Here is a 15,800-nt window from a genome sequence, read left to right as displayed (position 1 = left end):
CATATTTAGAGTTTAAAAAAACAACTGCTCGCCATCTGCAAACAATTGTTTTTTCGACAGGCTTCCCCTTAATTCATACTTATATGATGCCTTAAGTTGGTAATTTTGTCAATAGTTTTAGTCACATATTTTTATCAAATTTCACTCTTTTTTTGTCCATGTGACCAGACTTTCATATTAAGTTTTTTCAAGTTTTATCCGCTATCAAAATCTCCATTACATCACTGAGATTATCGCATATTTTCAAACATAACTTTATAATTTCTTCCGTAGGATGATCCAGATCCGGTATCATTACAACTTTACAGCCTGCGCCGGATCCTGCCCGTATTCCATTGGGACTATCTTCTAAAACCAGACACCTCTCTGGGTCTGTACCCAGCTTTTTTGCAGCCTTCAAAAATACATCCGGTGCGGGCTTGCTGTTCTCTACTTCGTCTCCGCAAACCACCACATCAAAATCCATAGGAAGTCCTGCCAATTCAAAATACCAGGCAACTGTTTCCCTGTGAGTTGAGGTTGCTAAAGCACGTTTATATCCGTTTTCCTTTAAATATCCCAAAAGCTCACACAGACCTTTTTTCATCGGCATCCCATGCTGTTTCAGCCTGCTGTTCAAATAATGACACCGAATACTGCGTGCCTTATCATAATCCACCCTATCTCCATACCATTCAAAGAAAAGTTTCCTGGCATCTGCCACATTTCTTCCGCGGGTCTGTGAGAGCTTCTCATCATCGATATCAAATCCCAGGCTATTGCCTGCATATTTCCAACCGTCTGCTGCCAGCTTTTCCGTGTCAAACATAAGTCCATCCATATCAAAAATTACAGCCTTAATCAAATTATTATTCCACTCTTTCTTCCATTCTGTCTTCATCTTCTGCTTCCGGGCCGGCAATTGCCGGTATATCATTTCGCCAGTTTTTCTTCCCACTCTTTTTCTTTAAAACCAACCAGTACAAAGTCATCCCCAATCACCAACGGCCTCTTAACCAGCATTCCATCGGTCGCCAGAATCCCGTATTGCTCTTCTTCACTCATTTGAGGAATTCTTTCTTTCAGATTCAATTCCTTGTAAACCACTCCGCTGGTATTAAAAAACCGTTTTAAAGGAAGTCCGCTCCTGCCATGCCACTCCTTAAGTTCCAATGCATTTGGATTTTCTTCTTTTATATGGCGATCTTCAAATTCTACCTGATGTTCTTTCAGCCACTTCTTTGCTTTCTGGCAAGTCGTACATTTTGGATACTCTGCAAATAATACTGACATTTATAATTCCTCCTGATTTAAAGTTATTATTTTCCAGACTTAATGTCTGTCCTATTTTCTTACTTATTATATCACACAGAAAATTACTTTCCTATTCCTATTTCACATTAGTAATTTCTGATACATTTAATTTATTATACATCTGATTTATGTTACTTCTGATTTATAATACTTCTGATTTATGTTACTTCTGATTTCTAAAGTTTCTTATCTTAAATTCATCCTCCTATATTTCATCTCCACATTTATTCTCAAGAATAAAACAAGGGAATATGCTCTGATCTCTCATCGCATATTCCCTCATTATATCATCTTAGCAACCAATCAAAGTCTCTAAGCCTGTCCCGTATTTTATTACTGGGCATTATTTGCATCTGCATTATTACCATCTGCTGCATCATTCGCACTTGCATTGTTATTTGCATTCTGTCCTGCTTCTGTAGCCGCATTTGACTCTGAAGATGCATTTGATTCAGCATTGCTGCTGCCTGCATCTGTATTAGTGCTGCCGCCGCTAGTATCTGTAATCGATGTAACCTTAGCGCTGCTTACATCACCGGTGTAGTTGATTCCAACCGTTTCACCAATCATAAGACCGCCCGTGATATTAATCGGTACTCCAGTGATAGTAAAGCTTAACTCTTGTCCATCATCTGCTGAAATTGAAAGGGTGCTCATTGTTACATCTGTGATAGTCCCTGTAACTTTAGTACTGTTTTCCGTTTGTGGTGCTGAATTTGTCGTATTGTCGGTAATTTCTACCGCCGGTACAATTTCCGGACCATATACGTCGCCTGTGAATTTTACTGATACATAATTTGTATCCTGGATACCATTTCCAAGTACCATTTTACATTTGTCATGTGTAAAATAATAGGAATCTCCATCATCACCAAGGATTACAATTCTTTCTCCTGTGATTTCAGAAATTGTTCCGTTTAATGTTCCTCCGGTTGCATTGGGATCAGCTGTTTCTGCTACAACTGGCTCACCCTCTGTAATTTTCTCTGCACTTGCATCCATATCTTTGATTCCAGATACCTTAGCTCCCGATGTATCTGTGTCTACTACTTTGCCTTTATACAGGATAGTAATCTGGCTACCTGCTTTCAGCTCTGCAGTTGTCTGCATCTGTGCGCCCGTTGTTGAAAATGTAAGCTTTTTACCTCTTGCTGTCTGAATATCAACGGAATCCGCTGTCACCCCTGTAACGAGTCCGTTTAATTCTCTTGTCTTATCAGTGCTGCTTTCTGTCTGCGGTTCTGTTGTCTGTGTCTGAGTCTCCGTCTGTTTCGTAGTTGGAGCTTCGGTCACTGCCAGGGTCTGCGGTTCTGTTTCCTTTTCTTTATCGCCGCATCCTGCTAAAGATACCGTAACCAATAATGCTGCAAAAAACAATGATATCCTCTTCATTATTTATTCCTCCTTAATTTTCCTCAATTATAAGTATTACCAGATTTCACCTTATAATCCATTTCATTATAAATCTTTCTACGGTAAAAAGCAACTTTTACTGGAAAAATTTATAAAGTCTTCAGTATTGCATCGTAATTGTATCACTTATTTAGATTATCTTAAGAAAAAGCTGCCATTTTATACGGATCATTTTCTATTTCTCCGTACTGCATGGCAGCTTCTTCTTTACCCGCCGTTCATCAAATGTCCGGCGGTATATGCATACTTAAGTATCTTTTTGTAAATGCAATTATTCAGCTTCTACAAAAACATCTTTTCCCATACCACAGATTGGGCAAACCCAGTCTTCTGGAATATCTTCAAATGCTGTTCCAGGAGCAATTCCGCCATCTGGATCACCTACTTCCGGATCATATTCATATCCGCATGGTTCACAAATATATTTTTTCATGTTGTTTCACCTCCTTTAAATAGTGTAAGTCTTTTCAAAACTATAAACTGTATTATATCATATTTTAAAAATTTATCCAGCAAATTCGTATGCGCCGGTATTTTCATTATACCCATAAAAATCTGCAAAAGACAAATTAAATACCTTTTCTGACAAATCTCCCAATGGAATCTGTTTACGAATCAGATATAAATAAATACCGGTATTCGAAATATCTCCCTGAATCAGAATACTCTGAAGTTTTCCATCCTTAATGAAGGCTTTTTTGTAGCTGCCTTTTCCCTTCTGGGTAAAGATCTTCACACCTTCTTCTTTATCATCCAGTTTTCCCACTGAAAGCATAGTTATTCCATAGAAATTACTGGTATTTTTAAATGGATACGGCTTCTCGTATTCCAGCACTGCACCACACATATTCATTGCTGCAGTTTTCCCCTGCTCCATAGCGTCCGGCCATACTCCGGATAAACCTGTCACATCGCCTGCTGCGTAGACATTCGGGATATTTGTCTGTAAAAATTCATTTACCCCGATTCCACGTTCTATCTCAATGCCGCTGTCCTTCAGAAAATCCACCTTGGGACGGACACCTGCTGCAACAATGATAAAATCACAGGGAATGCTTTCTCCATTTGACAGCTGAACTGCTATGATATTTCCATTATCATCTACCACGGAATCATTAGCGGATACCCCAAGTTTAAATTTGCATCCCGCCTTTTCAAATGCCGCCTGATAAACACTTGCTGCATAGGCATCTGTCTGAAGTGGCATTACACGATCCGCCATTTCTGCTATTGTAACCTTGCCTCCTAAATGTGTCAATGCTGATGCCGCATCCAGTCCAACCAGTCCGGATCCTACAATAAATACATTTTTTCCGTAAGTATCCAGGGCAGTCTGTATTGCCCTTGCATCACTCAGATCACGAAAGCCAAAGACATTTTCTGCCTCCCGGAAATGAGGAATCGGCGGTACCACATAAGCGGATCCAGTTGCCAAAAGAAGCTTATCGTAAGGAACGAAAGCTCCACAGGCCAGAGTTACTTCCTGCTTCTTTGTATCCACCCGGGTTACTGCTTCCGTATCAATAAAACGAATTTTATTTACTTCAAAGAAATTCTCAGGAACAAAATTAATTCCTTTTTCTGTCCGCTCTTTGCCAAGGACTTTGTGCAGCATACAGCGTGAATGAACCTGGTCATCAATAGAAATCACTGTAATTTGGGCTTCATCTTCCATTTTACGAATACGTTCTGCCGCTTTGATTCCCGCAGCACCAGCTCCGATGATTACAAATCTCTCCATATATTACACCTCCTTTACAAAGATTGCCTGCTTCGGACAGGCTGCCACACAAGACGGGCCTTCTTCGCCAGATGGATCTCCATCTTTATCCTGGCAGAAATCGCATTTTATCATATAGGTTCTGGAATAATCAGGTTTTGGAACCCCGAATTTACAGTTCATCACACACATATAACATGCTGCGCATTTATCCCTGTCGTATTCCACCAACCCGGTTTTCAGGTTTTTCACCAATGCTCCGCTCATACAGGCACCCACACAGTCCGGTTCATCGCAGTGGCGGCAGAATACCGGAGTATAGCCGCCCTTTCCATCATTATAGATATAGTTCCTGGATTCGTTTTCCGGGTCCGTCAGGCACAGGTCATAGATGGTACCAGGTGTCTTACGGTGGGCATTCATACAGGCAATGCTGCAGTTCTTGCATCCGTCACATTTCGATGCGTCCACAAATATACGTTTCATAAGGCGCCACCTTTCTAGATATTAAGAGCACTTCTCTTTTCTTCTATGATTTTCTCTAAAGTATCAGCGGATGATTTCGCATCTCCGTCTATAATAACCTGACCGCCTGTCAGTGATTTCATATCTTCTGTCAGGACTTTTGTCACCAGTGAACTTCCGGTTACAAAAGGCGGTACGCCAAGGTGAAGGGGCAGACCCAGTGCAAGTCCAAAGCATCCGTCTGCAAGTGCCTGCTCTTCCAGCCACTGTGCTGCTGATAATACCAGCGGCAGCTGAGGAATATCAATGCCGATTTCCTTCGCAAGTTCCGTTGCCACCATTTCCAGTCTTCCGATTGCAAGACATGGTCCAAAGTTCAATACCGGAGGAATTCCAAGTGATTTACATACTTCTTTTAAGTTTGGTCCGGCAAGTTCTGCTGCTTCCGGTGTCATCAGTCCGCAGTTTTCAATACCGCCTGAAGAACATCCTGCACTGAGTACAATGATATCTCTTTTGATCAATTCTTTCGTAAGCTCTACAGTCAAAGTATCGTGTCCGTATGCTACGCTTGAACATCCTACAACTCCAGCCACACCTTTGATCTTGCCGGATACAATCAGGTCGATTAACGGCTTCCAGGAATCACCCAGGAATTTTTTCAGAGAAATTTCGCTGACGCCGGTTAACGTATTTTTATTTCCATGTTCCGGAAGAAGATTCATTTCTACACTGCCGCGGCGTGCAACATAGCCGGCAATAATTTCATCGATAATACGGTCTCCGTCTTCTACTCTGCTCTCGAATTTAAATGGAATCAATTCTGCATTTCTCTTCTTAGCCACATCATCTATACAGATCTGTTTAATTTGAAGTTCTTCACAAATAGGTTCAATACCCGGCAGTGTACAGTTAAATTCTGAAAGAACCGCATCAATGCCTCCGGTAGCCAGAATTGCTTCACTTGTATAGTTGTTACCTGCATGACCGTCAAAAATCTCCGTATAATGTGCACCGCGAAGCTGAAGATCCTGGCCTACACAGGTACATCCAACCAGTTTAAATCCTTTTGCACCCACAGCTTTCGCTTTCGCCACTACGTCCTCTTCAATCAGACGATCCTGGATATATGTAAACATGGAGTGCTGGTGTCCGGTAATCATAATATTGATATAATCAGTATCAATCACGTTAAGTCCAACCGGTGCAAATCGTATCTCCGGTTCACCTAACAGGATATCATTTAACAAATTTGTAAGCATCAGTCCGTATACACCGGTAGAAACCCCCAGTTTCAGGCAGTGAACCAGCATATCCATTGGATCTGAATTCAGGTTTGTGGAACATTTTACTACGCCTGAGAATACTTCTGACTTGGATCCGCCCGGCATAATTCCAAGTGCTTTCCAGGCATCCAGGCGTTTGCCGTAAGCCAGTTTCTCAATCAATTCCATCTGCACATATTCCGGTTTGTAGAGGTCAGCCAGAACAGCATCTGCAACCTTTACTGCCAGATCATAAACATCTTCACCTTCAATGCCAAGTACTTCAGCCAGATTCCGAAGTGACGCTTCCGAACGGATCTTACCCTTCGCAAGTGCCGTATTCTTAAGGTTCAGAGCCGTATTTTCCACAACATGAATATAACATCCGCTTCCGGCTGCCACTGCTCTTAAAAAATTCCTGGTAACAATGGTATCTGCATCTGCTCCGCAGATACCTCTTGGAGCTTTCGGGGTAATTCTGCATGGTCCGTTAGCACAGAGACGGCAACAGACACCCTGCAGTCCAAATCCACATTTTGTAGACTGGGATTCCACTCTGTGATGAGATGTCTCCATGGGTAATGTCTTAATAAAAGCCTCCAAAGGTTTGTCTGCACTTTTGCAGGTGTTGCAGCTGAAACATGAACTACAATTTGACATGAAAATATCCTCCTTTAATGTATGCTTATAAACTCATTTGATATCAATAACTGTTATTGATACTATAACATGAAATTTTCTATTTGTGAAGAGGGTATTGATAAATTTTTATCAAATCTTTAAAATGTCTTTTTTCTGCATGTTGTTTCCCTGACAACCAGTTTCGGAAGGGTGGTATAATACTGGACCTGGAGAAGCGGATGCCTGATTTTTTGCAGCAGAAGCCTTCCTGCCTGAATTCCCATATCGTAAACATCAATGTCCACCACCGTCATAGGCGGCTCAATCATATGCGATAGCGGAAAGTCATCAAAGGAGATGACGGACATCTGCCCGGGTATCCGGAATTTCCGCTCATCCAGAGCCTGCATTACACCGTAAGCAATCTTATCGTTTTCGCAGATAATCGCTTCCGGCTTGTCAGGTGCATCTAATAGTTCCATTGTAAGCTGATATCCGCTTTCCTTGGTATAGGTTCCATGTTTGATAAAATGCTCCGGCACGCTGAGCCCATTTTCCCTCATTGCCGAAGTAAAGCCCAGCAGCCTGTCTGTGGATATCTCGTCTTCTTTTCTTCCCCCCACAAAGGCAATCCTGGTATATCCATACTCCGCCAGGTGCGTTGCCGCCATTTCCCCTGAGATACAGTTATTGATATCAATCCAGCACACAGGGCTTCGAAATCTGGGTTTTCCGATCAGTATATGGGGAAATGCTTCATTCACAAGCAATTCAGCCAGTTCCTTCGATGTGGCGGACCCATGGACTACGATTCCGTCTGCACGTTTTCTGGCAATGGCATCCTTTGCAATAGAAAGTGCCTCTTCTTTGCTCCTCGCTCCTGTAAAACTCATATTATAGGACTTCGCTCCAAGTATGGTCTGTACCCCGCACATAATTTCGAACATATGGGGATTGGAAAAAGCAATGCGCGGCTCCAGCTTTGTCAAAAATATAATATTGTTCGTTTTTTGCCTTGCAAAATTACTTGCCTGGGAATTCGGCTGGTAATGCAGTTCTTCCATGATCTCCTTCACACGGATTTTCGTGGCATCTGAAATAGTGGGAGCGTCATTGATTACTTTGGAAACTGTTGAAATGGATACTCCCGCCTCTCTTGCCACATCTTTTATTGTTATTTTCATATGCACCTCCTGTGCTTATTTTATATAATTATCTATATGATAAAGCGCTTTCCTAATTTATTTAATCATTTTGCCTTAATTTGTATTGATCATCGCAAATTTTATAGTATAATTTCACATATATATCATGATATGTAAGATTTTATTAAGCAATTTGTTTTGTCCGCTGTAACAAATCCAGTAAATCGTTTTCCCAAAAAAGGAGGAAGAGTATGAAATTAAGTAAAATGAAAAAGCTGCGTCGTTATCTGTTTTGTTTTTTGAGCATTCTTTTACTCTCAGTCACATTACTGCCCGCAAATGCCTTTGCAGCCACATCCCTCAGAGGCGAATCCATTTATCAGATTATGGTAGACAGGTTCTATGACGGGGATTCCGGTAATAATGCAGCCGGAGAGGCTTTTCGCTATACCGAAAACAGCCAGGATGATTTCCGGTATATGCACGGCGGTGACTGGCAGGGTATTATAGACAAAATCCCCTACATAAAAGGCATGGGCTATACTGCTATCTGGATCTCTCCCGTTTCGGATCCACAGCTCTGGGGAGTACCGGATGCTTCCGGCAAACAGTGGCCGACCGCCTATCACGGCTACAATGTATATGATCCCAACAGGGCCAGCCGGTATTTCGGTACCGAAGACCCGGAGGCAAGTAATAGCGTTAACCACAACGCTGCCGTATTGAAACTTGCTAATCAGAAGTTCCCTTCCGGTGACTAATCATAAATCCGAAGGCCCCAATGCCTCCCTTTATATTCCCTTCACCGTACAAATCCGTCAACTCTTCCTGTTCTTCCAGGAAGTATAAATCCCTTCCGGTATTCATCCGTATCTCCACTGCTTCATTTTCACCACTCCGCTCTAATATCAGCAGATTAGCATGGTTCTCTGAAACATATAATCTTGCCTTCATACTGCTTTTAATAAACTTCTTCCTGATCTGCAGCACTTCTTTTACAAAAGCAGCTGTCTCATCCCCTTCCTCCCATTTCATGGGACTCCGGTATGCAAACTCCCGTATTCCCTCTATTCCTTTTTCATCCCCATAAAATAAACTTGGTATTCCGGGATAAAATGCCAATACCAGAAATGCCAGCTTCCATTTCCTCAGATCACCTCCGCACAGTGAAAGGAAACGCGGTACATCATGACTGTCCAGCAGATTCAGCTGGCAGCCGGATACATTGTCGGGATATCGGAAATACATTTTTCCCATAGAAGAAGCAAAGGTATCTGCATCCGTCTTCCTCAATGCAAAAAAGTCACGGCAAAGCCCCCGGAATTCATAATTCATAACGGAATCAAACATGTCACCTTGTAGCCAGACCCGGGCATTTTCCCATACTTCACCGATCAGGACAATGTCCGGATTTATTTCTCTTGCCGTCTGTCTGAAAAATCGCCAGAATTCTTTAGACACCTCATTTGCCACATCCAGCCTCCACCCGTCAATATGATATTTTTCAATCCAATAGCGGCTTACCTCGGCAAAATACTGCTGCACTTCCTTATTTGCCGTATTGAGCTTCGGCATTTTTTTCTCATAAGCAAAGCAGGCATAAGATGGGATTTCATCATCTAACGGGCGTACAACCGGAAATTCTAACTCGTAAAACCAATCCTTATAAATGGACTTTTCCCCTTTCTGCACCACATCCTCAAATGCAAAAAAATGCCAGCTGCAGTGATTGAATACTCCATCTATTATCAAATGCATGCCTCGTCTGTGCACCTCGTCGGCAAGACAGCCAAAGTCTTCGTCCGTACCCAGACAGGGATCTACATGATAATAGTCCCAGATATCATATTTATGATACTCTCCCGCCGCAAAAACAGGATTCAGATAAATGCAGTTAAAACCCATCTCCTGTATATAATCCAGGTTCCACAGAATTCCTCTGATCGTACCTCCAAGGCGGTTTTTACTTCTGTTACCGCTTTCCGTAAGGATCTCCCGGCTTTGGATTTCTAAATTCTCTTTTTCATTCGCAAAACTGTCGGGAAATATATTATAAACCACGGCATTTCGAAACCATTCCGGAATCTGCTGTTCCTCCTGACGCAGCATAAATGGATATTGAAAATACTCACTGCGTCCCTCCACGATCTGGTCTCCGATCTCCAGATCCGCTAACTCCCTGGTAAATCCCTCCCCATAGTAATAGGTCCATTCCGTTTCTTTTTCTAATTTAAAATAATAACAAACCCTCTGATAAGGGCTTTCAAAGGTCACTTCATAATAATCATGAAGGGCATCCCTAAGAACCTTTCTCATAGGCAGATATGTAAACTTTACCGGGGTATGCATATCTGCCCGGTCGGCATAGTAAAAGGAACATTCTGTTAAGTCCCCTGCCTTTGAGCGCAGCCTTATTGTTAAAACGTTCCCGCTTCTCACAAATGCATATTGTGACTGGGGAATATGTAATATTGCACTTTTCTCCATTTGAACCACCTAACCTTTCACTCCTCCGGCTGTCAATCCGGATATCATATATTTCTGTATACAGAAGAAAACTACTAAGATCGGAACAGATACCAGAATTGCTGCTGCCGAAAACAAAGGCCAGCTTCTGCTGTAATCACTTGACTGCAGCTGATACAGTCCTCCTGCCAGGGTATAATGATCCGCATTCATCATAAATGTGGTAGCAAAGAGATATTCATTCCACACAAAAATCAAAACCATTACCGCAGTCACAATAATTGCGGGTCTTGCAAGTGGCAGCACAATCCGGTACAGTAACTGAAAATTACTGGCGCCATCAATCTTTGATGCCTCTTCAATCTCCACCGGTATCGTGTCAAAATACCCTTTCATATTCCAAATCGCAAAGATACTCATGGATCCTGCATAGATTATTACAAGACCGATATTGGAATTCAGAAGATGGAATGTCTTAAACAGACGGAAAATTGCAAACATCGAAAGAATCTGCGGGAAAGCATTCAGCAGTAAAAGCAGCCGTAGGATCTGTTTTCTTCCTTTATAGCGGAAACGTGAAAAAGAATAGGATGCTGTTACCGCCGTCCCCATGGCAAATATCATGGTTCCCACACTCAGGACAACAGAATTTTTCAGCCACAGAAGAAACGGCTCATCAACCAGTATGGAATGGTAGTTTTCCCAGGTAAACTCCTGCGGGATAAAAAACTGTCCGGAAGAAAGTGCCGCAGACCCATTGCTAAAGGAAAGCGACAGCGCATACAGGATTGGAACAAGCCCGGTTAAACACAAAATTATAAATACGAGATTTAATATGGATAATCCAAGAATATTTTTCATTTTACGTCTGCTCATCACACTTCCTCCTTTAACCCACGATTTGTAAAAAACGAAAATAGAATAATAAATCCGAATATAATGATTGATACGGCGGAAGAAAGGCCGTAATTATTGGAGACAAAAGCATTTTCATGGGCATAGGTAATAATAGTATCCAGCGTTGCACCGGATAGAGAACCTTTTTGCTTTGTCAGCAGATAGATAATATCGAACTGCTTAAAAGTGGTAAAGGTGGTCATAATAACAGCGGGCGCCATAATTGGCTTTAATGCCGGAATCGTTATATAAATATTGCGTTTCAACGGCCCTGCCCCATCTAACTTTGCACTTTCATAATAGCTCTGGTCGATACTCTGCAGTGCCCCGTCAATCATCATAATCATAAACGGCAGTGCCATCCACAGGTTCAGAACCATACTAGACAAAAATGCCGGAACATTTTGAGAAAGGAACTCAGCTTTTGGCATCCCCAGTGCTGCAAGTACCTTATTAAACAACCCGAACTCCGTATTAAACATTCCCACCCGCCACAAAAGAATGGATACATATGCAGGCATTGCCCATGGGAACATCAAAAGGGTTTTATAGAATCTGCTTAACTTTAATCCCTTAACATTTAATCCTAAGGCGATCAGATAAGCCACCCCAACCTGTATTACCATATTCATAACAGTCCAGATAATAGTTGTAAAAAGAGCAGACAAAAATCCGGAATCAATTTTTAACAATGCCCGCTCATAATTTTTTAAGCCGATAACTTTAAAATCAAACCAATGATAAAGATTCATATCCATTAGGGATATATATCCGGTATATAAAATTGGAAAGACGACAATGGCTCCGATTAAGATTACTGCCGGTGTACAATAAAGCCACGGCAGTAATTTTCTTTTTTTATTCATCTCTGACTCCTTTTCCACCAACCTATACATTTTCGGCAAGCTCTCTAATATAAGAGAGTGGACATCACTGCCCACTCTGCATTTATTTCATATCGGAAATAGCGGACTCCGCTTCTTTTTGGTATTTATCTGCTGCCTGGTCTACATCTTCACCAGACTTATTCACAGCTGCCAGCAGAGACTCCGCAGGTCCCCACATAACACTCATTTCCGGAATATTCGGCATTGGCTGTGCCGTCTGAGCGGTTTTTTTCATTGCTGTAATCATTTCGTTTCCTGCTACGTCAGGATCATCATAAGCTTTTTCATTGGCAGGCGCACAGTTTGAATCCTTAGCCAAGGCGATGCCCAGATTCACATCCAGCATTGCCGTTAAGACTTTTCCGATCACATCCTTCTTATCCTTTACCGCATGTTCCATCACACCTACTCCCTGAATTCCGGCATAAGGTGCCAGCGCTTTTCCATTTGGCAGTTTGATATCCGACAGAGACTTGATACCCAGATTAATTCCTGCATCTTTGATACCGGAAACCAGCCAGGGTCCGCCGATAATCGCTGCCGCTTTTTTATCATTGAAAAGTGTCGTCACCGTATTATAATCTCCATCTGCCTCCAGCTCCGCGAACTTTTTATTATAGGTAATTGCTTCTTTTGTCTCTTTGACATTTAATCCTGGTTCCCCTTTTTCATTGATAATATACCCGCCGAAACCATTGATGAACGGAGATACATTATATGCGGTAGAATGCTGGTTCACTAATGCATAAGTACCGTTTGCGGTATCTGTATTTGCCTTCATATAGTCATAGATACCATCCGCAGTATCCGGAATATCCCCCTGCCACAGATCCTTATTGTACATGAACAGCAGCGTTTCAAAATACACTGGCAGCAGATACTGCTTTTCTTTATACACACCGGCCTCTACTGTCATTGGCAGTAGATTCTCCAGTTCCTCTTTTCCGACCACATCGGTAATTGGAGCCAGGACCCCCATCTCAACAAAGGTACCCAGTGAGTCATGGGCATATAAATACATATCCGGTCCATTTGCAGCATCATTGCCATACAGCTTTATCTGATCTGTCAATCCTGTTTTCTTTTCAAATGTTACACTTATCTTATTCTTCTCCAGGGTTTTATTGACTGTATCCTGAATTGTCTTCATGATAGCCTCATCACCGTCATGCCAGATTTTCACACTGGCAGATTCCATTTTTTCCGTAACCTTTGTATTTTGCGTGTCCTTTGTATTCTCCTTATTCTCCGTATTCTCCTTATTCTCCGTATTCTGCGTATTCTCCGTATTTTCTTTTTGCTGTTCACTCGTATTACTGCTGACTGAACTGCATCCGGCCAACGTTCCTGTTACCATAGCAGCACATAAAAATACACTTAACCCTTTTTTCATGTTTTTCCTCCTTTTTAGGAAACTGTTTTCATTAGTTTCCAGTTGAATTAACTCATTTACTCTGTTTTTATATGTTATTTTTATCATAATATTGATTAGCTATCAATATTTTCTGTGCAAAATCACAGATAAAATAGGGAAAGCGTTTTACTCCCAAAATATATTTTACAGTTCCTATTCAAAAACATAAAAATAAAACTATAACAAAAATGGGACTTGCGCATAAAAGCGAAGCCCCATTTTTTACTGCTAAATCTTCTCGTTGATAATCCCATGCCGGTATGCCGACAACAGGCTTTCCAATTCCTTAATTGTGTGCTGCAGTTCTTTTCCGATATCGGTATCCGCAACCAGCCTGCGGCGCATCACCTGTTCTACAACCATACTTTCAGAATGGATATCCGTCTCTTTTGCAATAGCATCTTCCATCGAAGTAAAGGGATCATGTGCTACCAGGCGCAGACCATAGGAATTGTAAACCAGGGTATAACCTGCAATGCCCGTCACTTTCTGGTACGCCTTGGAAAATCCGCCATCGATAATCAACAGCTTGCCATTGCATTTAACCGGTGTTTCTCCCTTTGAAAGCTGAACCGGCATATGCCCGTTAATAATATGCGACTGCGTAATATCCAGCCCGAACTCTTCCAGAATACGGTTTACCGTCTCTTCTTTTTCAATATATCGGTAATATGGATTTTTTTCTTCATGATGGGTTTCTTTATCTTTGATCAGATAACGTTCAAATGTAGTCATTTTATCTTTTCCAAAAACAGGGGAGTTTCCGTTGCTCCAGATATACCATAGGATATCCTGCCCCTTTTCCCGTTCCTCTTTATCCAGTACCGAATAATAACCTTTTCTGGCGTAAATTTCCAGAATATCATAAAGTGCTTTTCCACTGTATTCCGTTCCAAAAACCTTTACCTTTTTAAAGCTTCCGTCTTCATTCAAGGGCATACATCCATGATATAAAAGATTGGAATTAAAGATTTTATATAAACTCCCATGGGAGAATAAAAACCGCACATGCTTCTGCAGCTTTTCACATTTCATAAAAGCAGATTGAAGCCGATCCATAACTTCTTGTTCCGCTGCCGAGAGTTCATAAGGATTCTTAGGGTCTACCGTTGGGAAATTCGTATCAGATAAAGGATAAACCTTACCTTCCAGTTGAATCGTACCTGCTTCATAATCAATCTTATCCAGTAAAAGCCTGTCTTCCATCTCAAATTCCGGACGGCGCATGATAACCTGGCTTTCCAGTTTAAACTGAATGATAGCAATTGCCTTCTGCATTCTGCAGTCCCATTCCAGATCCTTGGTATTATATTCTTCCTTATCATAATTAATCTTAAAGCAGCTGCACTTGTCATTCCCGTAAGTGTTCATCGCAAAGTTCGCAAGGGGAATCAGATTGATCCCATACCCTTCTTCCAGCATATCCAGATTACCATAGCGAGCCGCAATACGGATGACATTTGCGATACTGGCTTTATGCCCAGCCGCAGCCCCCATCCACACAACATCGTGATTTCCCCACTGGATATCCACAGAATGATAAGTCATAAGCCTGTCCATGATAATATGCGGACCCGGTCCCCTGTCAAATATGTCTCCGACAATATGTATATGGTCGATAACCAGCCGCTGAATCAGGTTACTCAGGGCAATGATCATTTCCTTGGCACTGCCGATTCGTATAATCGTATTCAAAATAGAATTATAATACGCTTCTTTATCCTGGACCTCTTCCTTTTCTGTAATCAGCTCTTCAATTACATACGAAAAATCTTTGGGCAATGCCTTACGCACCTTCGACCTGGTATATTTGGATGCCACCCGTTTACAGATCTGTATCAGCCTGTGCAGCGTAATCTTATACCAGTCTTCCAGATTATCTTCCGTCTTCTCCACCAGTTCCAATTTGAGCTTTGGATAATAAATTAAAGTAGCCAGGCTTTTTTTATCCCGGCTACTTAAAGTATTTCCAAATTCTTCATCAATTTTCCTGCGGACAGACCCGGAACCATTTTTCAGCACATGAAGAAACTGTTCATATTCTCCATGAATATCTGTCAAAAAATGTTCCGTCCCCTTTGGCAGGTTCAAAATGGACTGGAGGTTAATAATTTCTGTTGAAGCTGCTGCTATCGTAGGATAGAGCTTAGCAAGACTTTTTAAATATCTCATTTCATAATCCTGTTCCACAAAAATATCCCCCTTGCTCCTTTA

General features: G+C 41.6%; 14 protein-coding genes. 1 reads left to right on the top strand and 13 read right to left on the bottom strand.

Annotated elements, in window-relative coordinates:
* Positions 1–187 precede the first annotated feature (187 nt).
* The 8 genes from QR40_RS07570 to QR40_RS07535 form a co-directional block, all read right to left on the bottom strand.
* The gene (locus tag QR40_RS07570) at positions 188–880 is read right to left on the bottom strand and encodes an HAD family hydrolase (RefSeq protein ID WP_044294417.1); all 693 of its coding nucleotides are present in this window, start codon (positions 878–880) and stop codon (positions 188–190) included.
* A 32-nt stretch (positions 881–912) separates the two neighbouring features.
* The gene (locus QR40_RS07565; protein ID WP_044294193.1) at positions 913–1,272 is read right to left on the bottom strand and encodes an arsenate reductase family protein; all 360 of its coding nucleotides are present in this window, start codon (positions 1,270–1,272) and stop codon (positions 913–915) included.
* Positions 1,273–1,626: 354 nt separating this feature from the next.
* Entirely contained in the window at positions 1,627–2,685 is a 1,059-nt protein-coding gene (locus tag QR40_RS07560; protein ID WP_044294191.1) for an LptM family lipoprotein, read from the bottom strand.
* 292 nt (positions 2,686–2,977) lie between these two features.
* Positions 2,978–3,139, bottom strand: coding sequence for a rubredoxin (gene rd / locus QR40_RS07555; RefSeq protein WP_027293141.1), 162 nt, complete (start codon positions 3,137–3,139; stop codon positions 2,978–2,980).
* 72 nt (positions 3,140–3,211) lie between these two features.
* Positions 3,212–4,447 (bottom strand): NAD(P)/FAD-dependent oxidoreductase, encoded by a 1,236-nt coding sequence (locus tag QR40_RS07550; RefSeq protein ID WP_044294190.1) that lies wholly within the window; start codon positions 4,445–4,447, stop codon positions 3,212–3,214.
* Between the two features lie 3 nt (positions 4,448–4,450).
* Positions 4,451–4,912 (bottom strand): 4Fe-4S dicluster domain-containing protein, encoded by a 462-nt coding sequence (locus tag QR40_RS07545; protein ID WP_027293139.1) that lies wholly within the window; start codon positions 4,910–4,912, stop codon positions 4,451–4,453.
* 14 nt (positions 4,913–4,926) lie between these two features.
* Positions 4,927–6,816, bottom strand: a complete 1,890-nt coding sequence (cooS, locus tag QR40_RS07540) for an anaerobic carbon-monoxide dehydrogenase catalytic subunit (protein ID WP_027293138.1) — start codon at positions 6,814–6,816, stop codon at positions 4,927–4,929.
* A gap of 119 nt (positions 6,817–6,935) precedes the next feature.
* Positions 6,936–7,961, bottom strand: a complete 1,026-nt coding sequence (locus tag QR40_RS07535; RefSeq protein WP_044294189.1) for a LacI family DNA-binding transcriptional regulator — start codon at positions 7,959–7,961, stop codon at positions 6,936–6,938.
* 212 nt (positions 7,962–8,173) lie between these two features.
* Here QR40_RS07535 and QR40_RS07530 point away from each other — a divergent pair, with 212 nt between their 5' ends.
* Positions 8,174–8,683 (top strand): alpha-amylase family glycosyl hydrolase, encoded by a 510-nt coding sequence (locus tag QR40_RS07530; protein WP_044294187.1) that lies wholly within the window; start codon positions 8,174–8,176, stop codon positions 8,681–8,683.
* Here QR40_RS07530 and QR40_RS07525 read toward each other — a convergent pair.
* The 5 genes from QR40_RS07525 to QR40_RS07505 form a co-directional block, all read right to left on the bottom strand.
* The gene (locus QR40_RS07525) at positions 8,655–10,409 is read right to left on the bottom strand and encodes a glycoside hydrolase family 13 protein (RefSeq protein WP_052430737.1); all 1,755 of its coding nucleotides are present in this window, start codon (positions 10,407–10,409) and stop codon (positions 8,655–8,657) included. The genes QR40_RS07530 and QR40_RS07525 overlap by 29 nt on opposite strands.
* A gap of 9 nt (positions 10,410–10,418) precedes the next feature.
* Positions 10,419–11,264: a sugar ABC transporter permease gene (locus QR40_RS07520; protein WP_044294184.1), complete on the bottom strand. Its 846-nt coding sequence runs from the start codon at positions 11,262–11,264 to the stop codon at positions 10,419–10,421.
* Positions 11,264–12,151, bottom strand: coding sequence for a carbohydrate ABC transporter permease (locus QR40_RS07515; protein ID WP_044294182.1), 888 nt, complete (start codon positions 12,149–12,151; stop codon positions 11,264–11,266). The genes QR40_RS07520 and QR40_RS07515 overlap by 1 nt, the downstream gene beginning before the upstream one ends.
* Before the next feature lie 82 nt (positions 12,152–12,233).
* A complete protein-coding gene (locus QR40_RS07510; RefSeq protein ID WP_044294180.1) occupies positions 12,234–13,565 on the bottom strand; it encodes an extracellular solute-binding protein in 1,332 nt (443 codons plus the stop codon).
* A gap of 249 nt (positions 13,566–13,814) precedes the next feature.
* Positions 13,815–15,758 carry a fructose-bisphosphatase class III gene (locus QR40_RS07505; RefSeq protein WP_044289816.1) on the bottom strand — a complete coding sequence of 648 codons (1,944 nt, stop codon included), beginning with the start codon at positions 15,756–15,758 and terminating at the stop codon, positions 13,815–13,817.
* Positions 15,759–15,800 lie beyond the last annotated feature (42 nt).

This window comes from Robinsoniella peoriensis, from assembly GCF_000797495.1.
GTDB lineage: Bacteria > Bacillota > Clostridia > Lachnospirales > Lachnospiraceae > Robinsoniella > Robinsoniella peoriensis.
Note: the sequence above shows the minus strand (reverse complement) of the source record. Positions and strands in the feature narration are given on the sequence as shown.